This is a genomic window from Trinickia terrae (assembly GCF_005144415.1).
Taxonomy (GTDB): Bacteria; Pseudomonadota; Gammaproteobacteria; order Burkholderiales; family Burkholderiaceae; genus Trinickia_A; species Trinickia_A terrae.
The window spans coordinates 34,735-53,621 of sequence record NZ_SWJE01000008.1; the positions used below are offsets into that span (position 1 = coordinate 34,735).

15 protein-coding genes are annotated in these 18,887 nt (G+C 63.8%); 9 read left to right on the top strand and 6 right to left on the bottom strand.

The window, feature by feature from the left end; translation table 11 throughout:
• Nucleotides 1–448: 448 nt before the first annotated feature.
• Both FAZ69_RS15260 and FAZ69_RS15265 read left to right on the top strand, forming a co-directional pair.
• Complete coding sequence (locus tag FAZ69_RS15260; protein WP_136895915.1) at nt 449–1,021, top strand: cupin domain-containing protein; 573 nt, start codon at nt 449–451, stop codon at nt 1,019–1,021.
• 395 nt (nt 1,022–1,416) lie between these two features.
• Nucleotides 1,417–2,850 (top strand): OprD family outer membrane porin, encoded by a 1,434-nt coding sequence (locus tag FAZ69_RS15265; protein ID WP_136895916.1) that lies wholly within the window; start codon nt 1,417–1,419, stop codon nt 2,848–2,850.
• Here the strand turns inward: FAZ69_RS15265 and FAZ69_RS15270 are convergent, their stop codons facing one another.
• The 4 genes from FAZ69_RS15270 to FAZ69_RS15285 all read right to left on the bottom strand — a co-directional run bounded on the left by FAZ69_RS15270 (nt 2,851) and on the right by FAZ69_RS15285 (nt 7,009).
• Nucleotides 2,851–4,572, bottom strand: coding sequence for an FAD-dependent oxidoreductase (locus FAZ69_RS15270; RefSeq protein WP_136895917.1), 1,722 nt, complete (start codon nt 4,570–4,572; stop codon nt 2,851–2,853).
• A gap of 113 nt (nt 4,573–4,685) precedes the next feature.
• The gene (locus FAZ69_RS15275) at nt 4,686–5,681 is read right to left on the bottom strand and encodes a DedA family protein/thiosulfate sulfurtransferase GlpE (protein WP_136895918.1); all 996 of its coding nucleotides are present in this window, start codon (nt 5,679–5,681) and stop codon (nt 4,686–4,688) included.
• Nucleotides 5,682–5,972: 291 nt separating this feature from the next.
• Nucleotides 5,973–6,218, bottom strand: coding sequence for a hypothetical protein (locus tag FAZ69_RS15280; protein ID WP_136895919.1), 246 nt, complete (start codon nt 6,216–6,218; stop codon nt 5,973–5,975).
• 221 nt (nt 6,219–6,439) lie between these two features.
• Nucleotides 6,440–7,009: a TetR/AcrR family transcriptional regulator gene (locus tag FAZ69_RS15285; RefSeq protein ID WP_136895920.1), complete on the bottom strand. Its 570-nt coding sequence runs from the start codon at nt 7,007–7,009 to the stop codon at nt 6,440–6,442.
• Between the two features lie 685 nt (nt 7,010–7,694).
• Between FAZ69_RS15285 and FAZ69_RS15290 the strand changes: the two genes are divergently transcribed.
• From FAZ69_RS15290 to FAZ69_RS15315, 6 genes are all read left to right on the top strand, one after another.
• Nucleotides 7,695–8,822, top strand: a complete 1,128-nt coding sequence (locus FAZ69_RS15290; RefSeq protein WP_136895921.1) for a porin — start codon at nt 7,695–7,697, stop codon at nt 8,820–8,822.
• Nucleotides 8,823–8,832: 10 nt separating this feature from the next.
• Nucleotides 8,833–9,270, top strand: a complete 438-nt coding sequence (locus FAZ69_RS15295; protein ID WP_206171206.1) for a type 2 periplasmic-binding domain-containing protein — start codon at nt 8,833–8,835, stop codon at nt 9,268–9,270.
• Between the two features lie 17 nt (nt 9,271–9,287).
• Nucleotides 9,288–12,503, top strand: a complete 3,216-nt coding sequence (locus FAZ69_RS15300; RefSeq protein ID WP_136895922.1) for a bifunctional diguanylate cyclase/phosphodiesterase — start codon at nt 9,288–9,290, stop codon at nt 12,501–12,503.
• Between the two features lie 39 nt (nt 12,504–12,542).
• Nucleotides 12,543–13,340 (top strand): hypothetical protein, encoded by a 798-nt coding sequence (locus tag FAZ69_RS15305; RefSeq protein WP_136895923.1) that lies wholly within the window; start codon nt 12,543–12,545, stop codon nt 13,338–13,340.
• Nucleotides 13,341–13,354: 14 nt separating this feature from the next.
• Nucleotides 13,355–14,215 (top strand): hypothetical protein, encoded by an 861-nt coding sequence (locus FAZ69_RS15310; protein WP_136895924.1) that lies wholly within the window; start codon nt 13,355–13,357, stop codon nt 14,213–14,215.
• Between the two features lie 384 nt (nt 14,216–14,599).
• Nucleotides 14,600–16,270 (top strand): alkaline phosphatase family protein, encoded by a 1,671-nt coding sequence (locus tag FAZ69_RS15315; RefSeq protein ID WP_240702250.1) that lies wholly within the window; start codon nt 14,600–14,602, stop codon nt 16,268–16,270.
• A 199-nt stretch (nt 16,271–16,469) separates the two neighbouring features.
• Here FAZ69_RS15315 and FAZ69_RS15320 read toward each other — a convergent pair whose 3' ends face one another.
• Nucleotides 16,470–17,015: an ureidoglycolate lyase gene (locus FAZ69_RS15320; protein ID WP_136895926.1), complete on the bottom strand. Its 546-nt coding sequence runs from the start codon at nt 17,013–17,015 to the stop codon at nt 16,470–16,472.
• 31 nt (nt 17,016–17,046) lie between these two features.
• A complete protein-coding gene (locus tag FAZ69_RS15325) occupies nt 17,047–17,991 on the bottom strand; it encodes a LysR family transcriptional regulator (protein WP_136895927.1) in 945 nt (314 codons plus the stop codon).
• A 212-nt stretch (nt 17,992–18,203) separates the two neighbouring features.
• On the opposite strand from FAZ69_RS15325, the gene FAZ69_RS15330 reads away from it, so the two are divergent.
• Complete coding sequence (locus FAZ69_RS15330) at nt 18,204–18,887, top strand: DUF2848 domain-containing protein (protein ID WP_136895928.1); 684 nt, start codon at nt 18,204–18,206, stop codon at nt 18,885–18,887.

Sequence of the window (18,887 nt, forward strand, 5' to 3'; positions counted from 1 at the left end):
GCGGGCGGGGGGATGAAGAGTGCTGTCATTTCGAAGTTCTTGCGACCGCCCGTATAGGGCGTGCTAGGGAAAACCGTCACGCAGGATCGCTGCGCCTGGCTGCTTTGCGAAGGCAAATCGTAATGTTGTGACGATTTGCAGAACGGCGGAAATTCTCCGGACGAAAGCGGTTCGCGTCACTACGGGAATTCACTGACATCCGCGGTAAATACGCAGTAAGCAAGGCCGGCGTGATTGTTTACCGGGGCCTTGCGCATCGGCGCCGATATCTTGGTATCGTCGAGTTGCCCGTTTTGAACACGTTGGCTCTACGCCGTGAGGTTCGCCTCTGGCAAGATAGAGCCTCGGCTCTAATTTGTGCGTCCCATTCGCCTGGGCTAGTGCCACCACACGCATTCAAAAAACCAAGCAGTTTCCAATATTTCTGACTGGCGAACTTCGGACTTGTATGGCTTCTATTCATGATCACGCCCACTCGCCTTCGGAGTTGGGCGGCAAAATTCGTGCGCTCAGGCAGCGGCTCAAGCGCACGCTCGACGAAACCGCCAGCGCGGCCGGCATTTCGAAGCCGTTCCTGTCGCAGGTCGAGCGCGGGCTGGCGTCGCCCTCGCTGACGTCGCTGAAGGGCATTGCCGGCGCGCTCGGCGTGACGATGCAGTATTTCGTCGAGACGCCGAGCGAGGAGCGCTCGGTGTGCCGCGCGGATCAATTGAAGTTTTTCAGCTTTGCCGATTCGACGAATCTCTTCGCGCGGCTCACGAACTCCACGGGCGGGCGCCAGCTGGAGAGCATCCTCGTGCGCCTGCCACCCGGCCAGCGGCGCTCGGAGGTCACGACGCACGCGGGCGAGGAGTTTCTCTACGTGGTCTCCGGGCAGATGGTGCTGACGCTCGAAGGCAAGGCGTTCGAGCTGCACGCGGGCGATAGCGCGCACTATGAGTCCACGGTTCCGCATGCCTGGGTGAACACGGGCAACAGCGAAGCGGCGGTGGTCTGGGTGGGGACGCCGAGGCTGTTCTAGCCCGCTCCGCCTGAGTCGATCCAAGTCATGGCCTGGGTCGCTCGTAGGCGAATTATTTAGGGATACTAAGGCGATATAAAAATCAAAATAGACCGCCGAGATAGGAAATGAGACCGTAGCGTCAGAACGCGGCGAGCGCAAATCGGCGCGCATCGTCTTCAGTCAAGCCACGCCGGCCGGTTGCGTTTAAGTGCGGCCGATAGCGCGTCGCCTGTAATTCAAGCAGACGACGGCCGAGGCATCAGGCCTCGCCCAATTCACAGTCGCGGTTCACAACGTCACGGCCTAGTTCGTGCCGAGGGAGACGTTCGTCCTCGAAAAACGTGGACGCGGGATACATCCGCTGGTTTTGCCTCAAGCGGACGAATGTTGACTTCAACAATAAAGAGACTCGGATGAGAAAGCAGAGATCGATTTTGTCGGCGTCAAATAGGGTGTTGATCTTGGGCGCAGTGGCACTGGCCGCCACGAGCGGCGCGCACGCCCAAAACACACCCGATGCCGGTACGCCCGATTCGCGCGTCGACGTCGAAGCGTCGCAGGCGGCACTGCCGCCCGTCACGCCGTCGAGCCAGGCGAAAAGCAAGGGGCTGATCGCCGGCAGTCACCTGAATTTCGAATTCCGCAACTATTCGGACTACCTGCACATGCCCGGTTCGAGCGATTCCGACTCGGTCAACCGGCATGCCTGGGTGCAGGGCGTCATGGCGAATTTCGAATCGGGCTATACGCAAGGGCTCATCGGCCTGGGCTTCGACGCGTCTCTGTACGCCGCGTTCAAGCTCGACGGCGGCAAGGGCGCGGGCAATATGGCGCACGTCGCGAAGGGCGGCGGCGGTTACGATCAGCTCGCCTGGGCCTATCCCGGCATCTACGACGTCAAGGCGCGCATCTCCGAGACAGTCGTCAAGTACGGTCTGCAGATCCTCCACGACAACCCGTTCTTCGAACCGCACGACAATCGCGCGCTGCCGCCGACCTTCCTCGGCACCTCGATCGTCAGCAACGAGTTCAAGAACCTCACGCTGCAGGCGGGCAGCTTCACGAAGGTCGATGCGCGCGGGCGGACTTCCCTCACCGACATGACGACCGCCTACGGCGGCACCCCGTTCAAGCGCCTGAGCTATATCGGCGGCTCCTGGGACTACTCGGATAGCGGCTCGGTGTCGCTGTTCGCGAACCAGGCCGACGATGTCTGGCGCCAATACTATGCGTCGGTGCAGCAGAGCATCGGCAGCGTCGATACGATCAAGTGGACCGGCTTCGGCAACGTCTATTCGACGCACAGCTCCGGCGCCGCGACGCAGGGGCATATCGGCAACAACGCCTATAGCCTGTCGCTGTCGGCGCAGCATGGTCCGCATGGCATCCTCGTCGGCTATCAGCAGATTCTCGGCGATCAGTTCTTCGACTACGTCAACGAGACCAGCGGCATCTATCTCGTGAACTCGCTGGACGTCGATTACAACGCGCCGCACGAAAAATCATTGCAGCTGCGCTATACGTTCGACGGCAAGTACGCGGGCCTGCCCGGCTTCAAGACGATGCTGTGGGGCGCGACCGGCTGGGGCGCGGATGCGTCGGCGGTCGCGAACCGGTACGGGGCGAACGGCCCGGGGTTCACCGATATCTATTGGCGCAACGGTCAGCCCGTGCACGGCCGCCATCACGAGTTCGGCATCGTTCCGTCGTACACGCTGCAAAGCGGCCGCTTCAAGAGCTCGAAGGTCACGCTGGTCGCCATGTGGCACCAAGGGTCGGCGTATTACTCAGACAGTAGCAACTACGAGTACCGATTGGTCGTGACCGTGCCCGTGAAAGTGTTCTGATCAGCAGCTTTCCACCGGCTCTCCGGCGTGCGCGGCCAGCATCTTGTGAATCTGCGCGACTACCGCCGCGCCTTCGCCTACCGCGGCGGCGACCCGCTTGGTCGAGCCCGCGCGCGCATCGCCGATTGCGAACACGCCCTCGACACTCGTCGTGAGGCTCGAGCTCAGCGCCGCGCCGGGCGCGTTGCCCGGTTCGTCCGAGCCGGTCAGCACGAAGCCCTTGGGGTCGAGCCCGACGCTGCAGGTGCTCAGCCAATCGGTGTTCGGGTCGGCGCCGGTGAAGAGGAACAGGTGCCGCACGTTGAAGCGTGTCGTGCCGTCCGCGAGCGGCGCCTTCAGCACGACCGAGCCCAGCCCGCCTTCGTCACCCTCGAGACTCTCGATTTCCGTTTCCCGATGCACGGTTACGTTCGGCAGCGCGTCGATCCGGTCGATCAGATAGCGCGACATCGTTGCCTCGAACCCGCTGCGGCGGATCAGCACGTGCACGTGCTTCGCATGCGTCGCGAGATAGACGATCGCCTGTCCCGCCGAGTTGCCGCCGCCCACCAGCACGACTTCGGCGTGCCTGCACAGGCGCGCTTCGACGGGCGAAGCCCAGTAATAGACCCCGCGTCCGTCGAACTTGTCGAGCCCGTGGATGTTCGGGCGCCGGTAGACCGCACCACTCGCGATCACCACCGAGCGCGCCGAGATCGAGCCGCCGCAGCCCGTATCGAGCCGGTAGGGCCGCTCGCCGCAATGGAGCGCGGTAATCTTCACGGGAATCGCGACGTGCGCGCCGAACTTCTGCGCCTGGACGAATGCGCGCCCTGCGAGCGCTTGCCCGGAGATGCCGGTCGGGAAGCCGAGATAGTTCTCGATGCGTGCGCTGGCGCCTGCCTGGCCGCCCGGCGCGCGGGAATCGCAGACGATCACCGACAGCCCTTCGGAGGCCGCATACACCGCAGTCGCGAGTCCGGCCGGCCCGGCGCCGACAATCGCGACGTCGTAGACGCACGAATCGTCGAGATCCGGCAGCAGGCCGAGCGTCGAGGCGAGCAGCCCTTCGCTCGGACGGCGCAGCACGGTGCCGTCGGGGCACATCACGAGCGGCAGGTCGTCGGGCTCGGCGGAGAAGTTTTCGACGAGCGCGCGCGCGTCGTTGTCGACGCCCATGTCGAGCACCGTGTGGGGATGACCGTTGCGCGAGAGGAAACCTTGAAGCGCGACGAGCCGTGTTTCGTTGCTGCGCCCGATCAGCACCGGGCCGCCCGCGCCTTGCTCGATCAGCGCGACGCGCCGCAGGATCAGCGCGCGCATGATCCGCTCGCCCAGATCGGCTTCGGCGATGATCAGCGCGCGCAGCTGGTCGGGCGGCACGAGGATCGCATCGACGGGGCCGACCGCCACGCCGTCGACGAGCGAATGCCGCCCCGACAGCTGGCCGACCTCGGCCATGAAATGGCCCGCATGGTGCTCGACGATCAAATGCTCGTGGCCGAGGCCGTCGCGCCGCAGGACGCGCACGGCGCCGCTCAGCATCACGAACATCCCCGGACCGGGCTGCCCGACCTGGAACAGCAGCTTGCCCGATTCCCAGTGCTGCTCGGTGCCGAAGCGCCGGACCCGCTCGATCTCCTCCGGCGTGAGCTGCGGGAACATCTGATGGGCGCGCGGGTGCAGCGACGAGAACGGGGCGTCGACTACCGGTTGACCTTCGACATCGCTTGCTGCTGGCATTCGGGACACTCCTGGGGGAAAAGGGGGGGCGGGCGGCGCCCGGGATGCAATCGTCGCGGCGGACGTCCCGGACCCGCTGGCCCGGGCGCCGCGCCACGCCGCGCCGCGAGAGGCTAGACGGCTTTGGGCTCGGGATGCGCGCCTGCGTCCGGCGCCAGCGCGGCGGCGCCGGGCAGCGGCGACAGCGGGCGGCCCGCGTCGCGCCACGCATCGATGCCGCCGAGCAGCGGCACCACGTCGGCGAATCCGGCCTCGCTCAGTTGCTTGGCCATCCAGGCGGCCGACACCTCGTTAGGACACGAGCAGTAAATGACGAGTTTCTGCTCGGGAGCGTAGGACTTGATGATGTGGTCGAGCTGGCGCTCGTCGGCGAACACGGCGCCCGGAATCACGTAGGGGTCGAGCAGGCGCTTCTCGTCCGAGCGGATATCGAACACGACCGGCGACACGTCACTGCGCATCAGCTCGTACAGCTCGTCGACCTTGATCCGCGCGGCGGCGAGCTTCTTGATGAGCGCGCGGCGGCGCGTCCAGCGGTAGGCCGCGTAAAGCGCGAGCAGCACGGCGGCGACCAGGGCCGCGGCCTTGCCGAGCCGGTTGATGCCCGCGAACAGCATGTCGATCTGCTGCGAAAAGACCGCGCCGACCATGAGCCCGATGCCGGCCCACAGCGCGGCGCCGAGCCCGTCGTACAGGAGGAACATGCGATAGGGCGTGTTCATTGCGCCGGCCATCGGAATGGAGACGATCGACAGCCCCGGCACGAACTTGGCCACCGAGAGCACGCGCACGCCCCAGCGGCCGAAGAAGCGCTCGGTTTTCTTCACGCAGGTATCGCGCGACAGCGAAAGCTTGCAAATGGTTTTCAGTGTGTTGCCGCCGTACATGCGACCGGCGAGGAACCACGCGCTGTCGCCGATGAGGGTGGCAAAGACCGAAAGAACCAGCACCGGCGCGAGCTGGGCGCCGACGGAGACGGGATGGAGCGCGGCCATGGCTCCGAACAGGACGAGCGTGGGCAGCGCGGGAACAGGCAAACCCAGCGATGCCGCCAGCACGTTGGCAAAGACGAGCGCCGGGCCATAGCGCACGACTAGGTCATGTAGCATCGGCTTACTTCCTTCGGCCTTTGGAAGGTCGGTGACGCGGTTGGAATGCGGATGGAAAACTCGAGGATTATCCCGCATTTCGATGAACGGCGACGGCGGGCCGCGCATTGCCCATGCTCGCCTGGCTATCTTTTAGTTTATTCAATGAATTCGCGTTCGGCGCAGCGCAACGCATCGGCCGAAACGGAAAGAACATGCGGATCGCCGCAGCGGCGGCGCCGCATGCGGGAGCGGCGCTCCGGTTGGCCGGGACGCCAGCATGGGGATGGTGAACTTCGAGGTTCGGCCGCCTCAGCGCGCGTGATGCTCGCCTGGTAGCTCGGCCCCGTGTGCGCGGATGGCGGCGATCAGCTCGGCGGGCGTGATTTCGTAGCGCACTTCCCGATGGATGCCGGGCTTGCGCTCATCGATATCGATCAACAGTATGCCTTTCCCGTCGGCGGTCGCCTCGAGCCGCAGCGAACGGACTTCGCGCGTGTTCGCATCATCGAATTCGGTGAGCAGGGTCATTGCTCCGGATGAGCCGTTAGTGCGCATCGAACGTGTCCTCGAGTCGTTGTTGGAGGTGATTGTACCGACTGAGTGTAACGCGATCTCGAATTTTGGCTGCGCCCTTTTATTAGCGCACCATCAGCCTCGCGCGACGGGAGGCGTCGCGTGAGGCCCACGGCCATGCGCGTTTCGCGGGACGGCGCTCCCGCATGTTCTCACCATTGAGGCGAGCCGCACTCCGAACTGCGGCCCGCTCCAATGGTGTGTCAAGCGATTTGTAAGTGTTCGCTTTCCACCAGGCCGGCCGCCATCTCCCACGCTTCGAGCGCGGCGTCCAGGCGGCCGTTGATCTGGGCAGAGATGGTCGCGCCGTCGAGCAGCGCCACGCAGCGCCGCGCGATTTTCTCGGCGTTCTCGGCTTCCACGGCGCCGCCGAGAATTCCTGCGAGCGTGCGGATAAATCCCTCTTTTTGGGCGGCGGCGGCGGTCAGAATTTCATTTTCCTCGGCATGGAATTCGGCGGCGGCATTGATGAACATGCAACCGGTGAAAGCATCCGAATTGATCCACGTGTGATGCCAGAGGAAAACCGCATGCAGCTTTTCCAAGGTATCGGAATGCGGCGCGACCGCCGAGGCGATATCGGCGGCGCGCGCCGCGCTTTGCGTATTCAGCACTTCGACGACGAGCTTGCTCTTCGACGGGAAGTACTTATACATCGTCATCTTCGCCACTTGGGACTCAGCAATAATGCGATCGATGCCCACGGCATGATAGCCATATTGCGCAAACAACCGGGTGGCGGTTTCGACTAGGGCTTTCTTTTTCTCGCTCATACTGGATTCCAAGAGTTAGGTGCGAAGTGCCGCGTTTCGCGTGAGGATCGGCGCACTGGGTGCAAATCTGAAACGATCGGGTGGATTAAAAGCCCCTATGAAATAAAAGGCTTCCGCTTGCCTGGAAAATTCATGCAAGGCGCGTCGCAACCCGAGTTTTGTCATTCAAATCCAATCGAGCGGCAAAATCAAGCATTTGTTTTTCCTACCTAAATCGTTAATCTCTTCATCGACTGTTTTATTGGGTGATATGACTTGCGATAATGAGCCGGCTTATCGAGTGGCTGGATGCGTTATCGCTGCTATCTTTTGTAATCGACGATGTTGGCCAACTGAAATAGTCGGTCTATTTGAGCGTCGATCGAATTTCCAGTTTTTGGTTGTGATAGTCGGCATTGGGCGTTAATTAAATAAATTGAATGCCTTTGTTTTGACTAACTGATCGCCGGCATCGTGTCGCGCGAGCGTCGCTGCGCGACCGCTCCGGGGCGGCGGCCTGTCCCTACCAAAAAATAGGCAAATCCTGACAAGCGAATCCGGTGCAGAGGCCGCCGGGCGCAGCCGTTTACATGGCTAGCAAAGCAAGACGCAGCCAGGCACGCGTTCTCGCACGCGGCGCGGTGGAGTTTTCCTCTCGCTGGTGGCCCGTCAAGACAGACAAATACAGCATCCCATCACTATTCCAATGCGCAGGTTGATCCACCCCGGCAGCAAGAGCAGACGGCGCATCCTGGAGATCGTCGTGCTCGCGCTTGCGATGGCCGCTGCCGCGAGCAGCGCGCGCGCGGACGACCCGCTTTCGATGTTCACGCTGAGCGGTTTCGGCACGCTCGGCGCCGCGCATTCGAGCCTCGATACCGCGGACTTCACGAGCTCGGCGTTCCAGCCTGCCGGCGCCGGCCATACGCGCAATTGGGACTTTGCAGGCGAGAGCAAAGTCGGCCTGCAGCTGAGCGCGCAATTCACGAGCAAGCTGACGGCGCTCGTGCAGGTGGTGTCGCATTACAACTACGACAACTCGTACACGCCGACGGTCGAATGGGCCAACCTGAACTATGCGTTCACGCCCGACTTCAACGTGCGCGTGGGGCGCATCGAGTTGCCCACGTTCCTGAATTCGGATTACCGCGAGGTCGGCTACGCCAACCCGTGGGTGCGCGTGCCGCCCGAGCTCTACAACCTCCAGCCGATCACCAACAGCGACGGCGTCGATGCCTCGTACCGGCTGCATCTCGGGAGCGTCACCGACACGCTGCACTTGATCTATGGCAGCACGTCGCAGCACGTCAATCCGGGGGCGCTCAAGGTCAAGGGCACCGACATCACCGGCGTGTTCGGCACGCTCGAGTATCGCGACCTGACCGCGCATTTCGGCTACCTCCACGCTTACGTATCCATGCCGTTCGCGAGCCGCGAGCCGGCGGAGGTCTATACCTTCGGGGTCAACTACGACGCGGGCAAATGGTTCGTGCAAGGCGAGCTGGCGCGCATGATCGCCGAGGGCTCCACGCCCGGCTACCTGGCGGGCTACGTGACAGCGGGCCTTCGCGCAGGCAAGTTCACGCCTTACGCGACGTACTCGCAGGAACACTCGCTCGATCATCCGACCGTGGTGTCGAACTTCAACCTCGGACAAAAGAACGTGTCGGCCGGCGTGCGTTGGGATTTCGCCAGGAATCTCGACATGAAGGTGCAATTCGAGCACATCTGGACACCGTCGAACTCTGTGGGGCTCTTCATCAACGAGCAGCAGAATTTCCAGTTCGGCAGCAGCGCGAATGTGTTCAGCGCAACCCTCGATTTCGTCTTCTGAGGGGGCGCGCGTGAACCGCATCAAACGAATCATTCGCCCGGTGCTGCTCGCCTCGTTGCTCTGGACGTGCGCGGCGGCGTGCCACGCGCAGCTCGTCGTGATCGTGTCGGCGAAGAATCCGCTCGCGTCGCTCGGCGAGAGCGATGTCGCCGACCTCTACCTCGGCCGCACGAGCCAGCTGCCCGGCGGCGCCCAGGCCGTGCCGATCGATCAGGCGGAGGACGACGCGCAGCGTATCGATTTCTACCGGCTCGTCACCGGCAAGTCGCAAGCGCAATTGCGCGCCTACTGGTCGAAGCTGATCTTCACGGGACGCGGCACGCCGCCTCGCAGCGTGGCTGACGCGCAAGCCGTCAAGAAGCTGGTGTCGGGCTCGCCCAATGCGATCGGCTACATCGACAAGAGCGAACTCGACTCGACCGTCAAGGCGGTACTCACGCTGCACTAACCACGGTAGCCGACGGTATGGACATCGACAGGTCAATTCAGAACGCCGCGAGCGCGGGCCCTGCCCGCAGCCTGTTGTACCGGGCTGCGCGGCTGGTGCCGGCGCGCCTGCTCGAAACCTATGTCGTCTTCGCGTTCTTCGCGCTGCTGCTGTTGCTGTTCACATGGTTGTCGGTCGCTTATGTGATCGGCGTCGAGTACCGCGAGACGATGCGTGCGGCCGTCGATTCCAGCCGCGAGATCGCCGATACCTACGAAGCGCAGGCCGTGCGCAATCTCGTGTTCATCGACCAGACGCTGAAGACGGTGGCGTTTGCCTATGTCGCGAAGGGCGGTCTCGCGCTGGAAGCGCTGCAGGGCAAGAACCTGCTGCCTCCGGCCATCGTGTTTCGCGTGGCGATCTTCGACAGCCACGGCCTGGTGACGGCCAGCACGCGCAGGGATTCGCCCGCGAGCGTCTCTGACCAGACGTTCTTCACCGCGCAGTTCGCGAGCGACGGCGACGCGCTGTTCGTCGGCCCCGTGATGCGCGATGCGGTGTCGGGCGCGCCGGAGATCACCTTCAGCCGGCGGCTTGTCGACGGCGCCGGCCGGTTCGCGGGCGTGGCGACGCTCGCGGTCGATCCGTCGTATTTCACGAGCGGCTACGACGTCGCGCGCTTGGGCAAGATGGGTTTCGTCGGCCTGCTCGGCACCGATGGCGTGATGCGTGCGCAGCAGGTCGGCGACCACGTGTCGTGGGGCGCGTCGGTCCCCGTGCCGCGCGCCGACCGCATGCCGGACGCGCCCCAGGTGCATCCCTGGGACAGCGGCGTCGCGCGCTTCAGCAACGTGCGGCCGCTACATGGTTTTCCGCTGATGGTGATCGCCGGGCTGTCGGCGGACGAAGCGCTCTCGCGCTATCGCAGCGACCGGCTTTTCTACATGCTGGCGACGGCGGCCGGCAGCGTGCTGCTGCTCGTGCTGACGGCGATCCTCAGCTTGAAGAGCCGCGAGCTCGTGCTGAGCCGCGCGCGGGCGCGCCGGGTGCAGCAAACCTTCTATGCCGCGTCGGAGGGCAGTCTCGACGCGTTTTTCGTCTGGGAGTGCGTGCATTCGGTCGGCAATCGTCATTCCGCGATCGTCGGCTTCCTGTTGCGCGACATCAGCCGCCGCGGCGCGGAGCTCGTCGGCAAGCCGCGCGAGGCGCTGATCGGCGGATCGCTCGACCGCGTGTTTCCCGATACCGACTACTACTCGACGATGCGCGAGTTCGTGCGCGTGTTCGAAAGCGGCGTCGTCGAAGAGCGCGAATGGCTGCACTGGCCGGCGGAGGGCGCCGCGGTGTGGCTGCATCGGCAGGTGGTGCGCGTCGACGACGGCGTGGTCGCGATCGTGCGTGATATCACCGCGCGCAAGCGGGCCGAGGTGCAGCGCGTGGAGCAGAACCGCATCCTCGAAATGATCGCGGCGCGGCAGCCGCTCGACGAGGTGCTGAAGTCCCTGATGAACCTGCTCGAGTCGCAATTCGCGGACTGCGCCTGGGCCGTTCTGCTGCGCGACAACGACGGCCTGCACGTGCGCGTCGGCGCTGCGCCGAGCTTGCCGGCGGCGTTCAGGCAGACGGTGCACGGCACGGTGATCGGCCCGGACATGCCGCCGTACGGGCTCGCGATTTTCACGCGCCAGCCGGTCTCGGCTTCACAGGCCCCGGCGGACGAAAGCTACGCGGCGGCGATGGCGGCGGCGGGCATGCTGGAGTTCCGCACATGCCGATCCGTGCCGATTCTCTCGGACAGCGGCGACACGCTGGGTGCGCTGACGATCTTCATGCGCGAGAGCCGCGAGATCGATGCGATCGAAGCGCAGATGATCGCGATGGCCACGCGCATCGCGGGCATCGCGATCGAGCGCATGCGCGCCGAGGAGCGCATCCGCCACATGGCGACGCACGATGCGCTGACCGGGCTGCCGAACCGCACGCTGCTCGGCGACCGCTTGAGCCTGATGCTGCGGCATGCGCGGCGTTATCGCCATGCCGTGATCGTGGTGTTCGTCGACCTCGACAACTTCAAGCTGATCAACGACAGCCTCGGGCACCGCGCCGGCGACGAGCTGCTCAAGACCGTCGCCACGCGCATGCGCTCATGCGTGCGCCATACGGATACGGTGGTGCGGCTGGGCGGCGACGAGTTCGTGCTGGTGCTCGTCGACGAATCGCTGGAAGGGGGCGAAGCGCGCATGGTCGTCGAGCGCCTGCGCGAAGCGGTGCTGGAGCCCGTCGAGCTGGCGGGCCAGGAATACCAGGTGAGCTGCAGCATGGGGCTCGCGCGCTATCCGGCCGATGGCGAGGACGCGGAAACGCTGCTGATGAACGCCGATGCGGCGATGTATCGCGCGAAGGAGCTGGGGCGCAACAACTGTCAGTCGTACACGTCGGAGATGAACGCCAAGGTGCGCGATCGCCTGCGGCGGCAGAAGCAGCTGGGCGAAGCGCTCGCGAACGGCGAGTTCCGCGTCGTGTACCAGCCGCAGGTCGATACGCGCAGCGACACGATCCTCGGCGTCGAGGCGCTGCTGCGCTGGGATCATCCCGTCGACGGCCCGATCCCGCCGATGACCTTCATTCCGCTCGCGGAGGAGACGGGATTGATCGTGCCGATCGGCGAGTGGGTCTTGCGCACGGCGTGCTTTCAAGGCAAAGCGTGGCAGGATGCCGGCTTGCCGGCGGTGACGATGTCGGTGAACGTGTCGGCGCGACAGTTCCTGCATGACGAATGGGTGTCGACGGTGGCGCGCGCGCTGAGCGACAGCGGCCTCGAGGCGCGCCATCTCGAACTCGAGCTGACCGAGAGCCTGATCATGCAGGATCTCGATGGCTGCATCGAGACGATGAAGAAGCTGAAGGAGATGGGCGTACAGCTTTCCATCGACGACTTCGGCACGGGGTATTCGAGCCTTAGCGCGCTCAAGCATTTGCCGATCGTGCGCTTGAAGATCGACAAATCGTTCGTGCGGGAGCTGCCGCAAGGCGAGGACGACCGGGCGATCGTCATGGCGGTGATTTCGATGAGCCGAAGGCTGAATCTGAACGTGATTGCGGAGGGTGTCGAGACGCAGGAGCAGGTGGATTTTCTGCGCGAGAGCGATTGCCACGAGATCCAGGGGTATTACTTCAGCAGGCCGGTGGCGCCGGGGGATATCGAGGTGATGTTGAGAGAGCGGGGGGAGGTCGGGGCATTGCGGGCTGTATAAGAAACGTGTCTCTCACGCATCGGGCGAGTTGACGTATCCTTGCTCGAAATTCGAATAGATGTGGTGACGATGCGTGTACCCCCTTCCAAACCAGGGCGCGACAATGTAAAGGTCGACGGGCAGGACCCTTCTCAGGCGTCGAAGCCCGCAGATCCCGGCGAGATAGCCAAAGAAGGCAGGCAGATCTCAGGCCCCTTGAGCGATTTGACTCTGCGGGCACCCCCTTCGCCGGGCAAACAGAAGGCCGCCGATGATGGCGCAACACCGCTATCGCCGCCGCCGCTCAAACCGACACGGACGGCCTCTGATATTGAGTTCAGTTCGAACTTGCTCGAGCTGTCTGCTCTGGCTCGGGAATCCGGCGGCTCCCGAAGCGCGGAAGAAAGCGTTTCCGGCAAGGGCGCCGGTCGGGGGGCGCAGGCGGCTCGGGTGGTCGCCCGTTGGGCATTGCGCAACGGCCCCCGGGATGTTTTCAGCGGGAGGCTGCTGACGCTTCTGTCGTCGAAGGATCTCAACGACCTCGTGGGCGACGCTATCGGCATCGAGGATGAGGGGCAAAGGGCGGACGCGCTGGCCAGACTGGGAGCTGGGATGGAGGACCTGAGCGCACCTGAGCACGAGTCTCTGCGCGACCGCCTCGTTGACGCGGCTATCGGGATCAACGACGAAGGGGCCAAAGCGGTCGCGCTGGCCGGAGTGGGATCGGGGATCGCATACCTGAGCGCGCCTCAGCAAAGGCGCCTCGTTGACGCGGTTGTCAGTATGGAGCCTGGCGGAGGGATGGCGATTGCGCTGGCGTCAATCGGATTGGGCATGGGGCGGGCGAAGCGCACCTGAGACTGGGAGCCTGAATGGCACAATTGAGCGAGCATGACCGGGCGCGCATCGTAGATGCGGCTACCGGTATTGACAATGAAGGGTGCAAGGCGATCGCGCTGGCCGGACTGGGAGCCGGGACCGCACACCTGAACGAGGCTCAGCGCAAGCGCCTCGTTGACGCGGCCCTCGGTATCGACGACGAAGAGAAGAAGGCGGTCGCGCTGTCCGGACTGGGGGCCGGGGTGGCACACCTGAGCGCGCGTGAACGCGAGTGCTGCGTCGATGCGGCTATCGGCATCGAACATGAAGGGTACAGGGCAGTCGCGCTGTCCGGACTGGGAGCCGCGATGGCGCGCTTGAGCGCATCTGAACGCGAGCGCATCGTTGACGCGGCTACCGGCATGAACAATGAATGGGCCAAGGCGATCGCGGTGGCAGGACTGGGAGCCGGGATGGCGCACCTGAGTGCGCGTGAGCGCGGGCGGCTCGTTGACGCGGCTGCCTGCGTCAAAGATGAATGGGCGAAGGCGGATGCGCTGGCCGGCCTGGGGGCCGCGATGGCACACCTGACCGAACCTCAGCGCGGGTGGCTCGTCGAGGCGGTCATCGGTATCGGCGATGAAGAGAAGAAGGCGGTCGCGCTGTCTGGCCTCGGAGCCGGGATGGCATACCTGAGCGAGCCTCAGCGGGACCGTCTCGTCGATGCGGCTACCGGTATCAACAACGAAACCTGCGCGGCAGTTGCGCTGTCCGCACTGCTAGCCGGGGCGTCTCACCTGACCGACGCCCAGCGCGAGCGCGTCGCTGCCGGATTCGCCGGCTTCGGAGACGATGAGAAGATGCGCGCGTTGGCGGCAGCGGTGGAAGGGTTCACCGCAATGCCAAGTGCTTGAAATCGATAAAACGTTTTGTGCCGTCGAAACATCTTTTCTACGCCGCCGTGCACGCGCGGAAAGACTACTGGCAGGAGTAGCCCAACCGCGGACGGTCACATGACCGTCACGTCAGGCGCGCATCCTAACGCCCGCGCTACAACAAACAACCGGCCTCCACCAGTCAAGCGAACCACGCTTGCACTGGGTCCTAGACGAAGGATTGGGTCGAGTCGGTTGCTCATACCAAATTCGTCCGACCTGTCGTGGTTGGAAATATCCCATTGATGCACCCCTGCATCTTCATCGTGTGTCCATACCCGCGCCCGATGAAAGAGAGCGCTGTTCTCTTCGCGTGGCGCGACGTTTGGCATTTCCCCGCAATGCCCGTCAACGAGGTAAATAATGATGAAAGAAACTCGAGATACACAAAAGTGGCACCGTGCCAGTGCGATCTTCGGTGCCGTGGCGCTTGCTTTCGCAGGCTTGCATGCGATGCCGGCGCAGGCGCGCGACAAGGACGACGTGAAGCACGTATTGCTCATCAGCTTCGACGGTTTGCATGAGCAGGACGTCGCCCGCTGCATCGGCGGCAACACCTGCCCCAACCTCGCGCTGCTCGCGAAATCGGGCGTGACCTACACGAACGCCCACACGCCCCACCTGTCGGATTCGTTCCCGGGCCTTGCCGCGCTCGTGACGGGCGGCTCGCCGAAGAGCGCGGGCCTCTTCTATGACGTGTCATATGACCGGACGCTCTACGCCCCGCTCGATTCGAACTGCACGGGCACGCAGGGATGGAATGTCGTGTTCGACGAAACGGTCGGGATCGATGGCAAGGGCGGCGGTCCGCTGATCCACCTGGACGGCGGCGGCGCGTTCAATCCGGATGCGATTCCGTATGCGAAGGTCAACGGCGTCTGCACGCCGGTCTACCCGCACAACTACATCAAGACGAACACGGTGTTCGAAGTCGTCAAGCAAAACATTCCGGGTTCGCGCACCGCATGGGCGGACAAGCACGCGTGGGGCTATGACTGGGTCAACGGGCCGTCCGGCACGGGCGTCGACGATCTGGCGCGCACCGAAATCAACTCGATCGACGCCAAGACGGGCACCGCCTATACCGACACCTACACGCACACCGAGGTGTTCGACAACATCCACGTGCAGGCGCTGATCAACGAGATCGACGGCCTGGACTCGACGGGCAAGACGAGCGCGCCGGTGCCGACGGTGTTCGGCACGAACTTCCAGACGCTCAGCGTCGCGCAGAAGTCGCCGGTGGCGAAGCAGGGCGGGTATCTCGATGCGGACTTCACGCCGGGAACGCAGGTCGCCGCCGCGATCGCGTATCTCGACGGCGCGCTCGGGCGTGTCGTGTCGGAGCTGAAGCAGCGCAACCTCTATTCGTCGACGCTCATCATCGTGACGGCCAAGCACGGCCAGTCGCCGACCGACCATACGAAGCTCGTCAAGAACGGCGATACGCTGACGAAGCTGCTCGAGGCCGGCAACTATCTGGACTCGAGCGGCAACTTCGGCCAGAACAACACGACGACGGGCAACCTGAACGACGGTTCGGGCCTCTCCGGCACGGGCTTCGTGCAGACCGACGACGTCGGCCTCATCTGGCTGCGCGATCAGAGCCAGAAGGATGCCGTGGTGAAGACGCTGCAGGCCAACCTCGGCTGCACCGCGCCGGGCATCTGCGCGGACGGCCCGCAAGCGTACATCCTGCATGGCGACCGCCTCTCCGACTGGTTCGGCAATCCGTCGAACGGCCGCACACCCGACATCATCGTGCAGCCGAACCCCGGCGTGATCTACACGTCGAGCACGGGCAAGGATGAAGAGCACGGCGGCAATGCGCCCGACGACAATCATCTGGGTCTCGTCGTGTCGTTCCCCGGCATCCACCACGGCGGCCGCACGGAAGACAAATACGTGTTCACGACCCAGGTCGCGCCGACGATACTGCGTGCGCTCGACCTCGATCCGGACCTGCTGCATTCGGTTCGGGCGGAAGGCACGCGGGCGCTGCCGGGGCTTGGCATCGAGCGCGAGCGTGATTGATGGTGGCTTGAGTTAGCTTGACGATGTACCCCGGCGTGCGCGATGCGGCAGGTGTTGCGCACGCCGGGCGCTTGTAGCGGCAAGAAGGCATGCAAGATGACGGCCCGGTGCCAGGCCGGCAGCCTCTACCATCCCGTTTCCCTTCCTGTTCTCTCGCGTCCGGCCGGACGCGTCGCTGCTGCGCCTTCTCTTGATCTGGCTATGGCAATGTCGATCTTTCAAGCCGGTGCGTTTCGATCGCTTGAATGACACTTTCGCATGCGGGCGCGCCTGTTTTCAGATGGATCAACAGATCATAGGTCGTCGATGGACGGGTCAGCATGAGACACGTCGCGTCGCGTTCGGCAACTCGAGTCGCGTGCCATGTTTTGGGCCGCATGCAAAGACCCTTGCCGACAGGAATCTCGAACGCGCGCAAGGAGTTCAGGTCCGGCATGCCGTTTTCCGCCGAGGTCGCGACGACTTGGATGACAGGCCCCGTCAGCGGCACGATGGCCTGCTGCGTCATACGATGCATCTCCAGCGACGTGATCCCGTCGTCGCGATTGCGGTAGGTGACCCAGAGGATTTCCGTCTCGCCCGCTGTGCCGGTGTCGAACAGATGCTCTCGCCAGAAGTCCGATTCAGGGCTGACAAATGATGGCGCGTCGCCGCCCGTGCAGACGGGCTTGCCGAGCATCCAGCCATAAGGTTCACAGCGGTGCGCTTCGAGCGGCTCTATCGGAATGGAAAGGGCGGTCGGCATGTCGGGACGCTTGTGTTGATGATGTGATCGGTCAGGCGCGCGGGATCGCGTCGTCCGTTGGCGGAAACAACGCGAACTCAGGCCCGTGTTCGAGGCTGAAGTCGAGCACGACGTTCAGCGCGAGCCGTGTGATGGACTCGCAAAGCAGGCTGTCGGGCGTGCGCCGAAATGCGGCGACAAGCGGCAATGCGGGCACACGATGCGTCACTTGCAGCAGGTGCAATTGACCGGCCGCGAGCTCGCGCATGACGAACGCCGGTGGCAGCACGGCAATGCCGAATCCGTCGACAACGAGCCGGATGATCGCGGCCACCGACGACACGCAATTGATCTGCACCTGCATATCCCCACTGGCAGCGAACAACCCGGCCAGAAATTCGTGCGGCGGCGAATGGCGCGCAAAGCTGATGACCGGATAGGCCGCCAGTTCGGCTTCCGTCAATGCCTGCGCGGACAGATTGAGCGCCGGGCTTGCCATCCATCGCATCGGAAGACTGCCGAGCGGGACATTCGTCATGTCCGCGCCGGTAACGTTCGTTGTTTGAAACGACACATCGATATGGCCGCTCGCCAGCTGAGCGGAAAGATTGGCGGACGTGTCGCTGGTCAATTCGATCACGAGATTCGGATACTCCTCCCTGATCCGCTTGAGGAGATCCGGCAGCCAAGTGTGAACGATCGATTCGATTGCGCCCAGGCGCAGCAATCCCGAAACCTTCGAGCGATCGCCGACGCTCGCGAGCATCGCCTGATTCAGCTTCAGCATCTGTTCGGCGAAGGGCAAGGCTTTCGTGCCGTCCTGCGTGAGCGTCGCTTCCTTGGGGCCGCGCTCGAATAGCCGCACGCCGAGTTCCTGCTCCAGCGCCGAAATGCGGCTCGAAATGGCCGCTTGTGTCGCGTGCAGCCGCTCGGCTGTCAGTCGAAAGCTGCGCAGCCGCGCCAGCCAGACAAACGTTTCCAGAAATCGCAGATTCATTCACAACCCGGACGAGGCAAGCAGGACTAGCTCAGTGTAGCGCTGCGTCCAGCGGCACGTGACAAGAAAATCTTTGCCCGCACCACAACTTTAATTTGTTGGACACGCGCACCGGGCGCGCCAAAACTTCGCAACGAAAGCCGACGATGAAAAGTGCGCTTGGAAGCGCAAACCGGAGCCGGCGAACTGGCTGTTAAACAAAGGATGTTGCGATGAAGAAATTGTCATGCGAAATCGAAGGCGGGCCGCCGGTGGAAGTGAGCGCGAGCCGGCTCGTGATTGCAGGCTGGGCGGGACGGGACCATGCAGAGGTCGAGCATCATATTCGCGAACTGGAAGCGATTGGCGTGCGCAGGCCGTCGAACGTGCCGTGCTTCTACGAGGTCGCGCCGGCCTTGCTGACGACGTTGGGCGGCATCGAGGTGGTCGGCGGGCATTCGTCGGGCGAAGTCGAAGCCGTGCTGATACAAACGGAAGCGGATGGCTTGCTGGTCGGCATCGGTTCCGATCATACGGACCGGAAGGTCGAAGGTTACGACGTTGCCGTATCGAAGCAGATGTGCGCGAAGCCGCTCGGCAAAACACTCTGGCGTTATGCGGACGTGGCCGCGCATTGGGATGCGTTGATCGCGCGTTGCTGGCGCTTCGATTCGAGCGGCGAGCGCATTCTCTATCAAGAAGGTTCGCTCGACCGGCTGATGCACCCGGAGTCTTTGATCTCGCGGGCGTTCGGCGCAACTTCGATGCTTCCGGAAACCGTGTTGTTTTGCGGCACGCAGCCCGTCCTTGGCGCGCTGACGCCCGCCAGTGCCTACGAAGTGGAACTGCATGATCCCGTACTCGCACGCAGCCTCTGGCATCGCTATTCGGTCGATGCGCTCGCGCATACGGAGTGA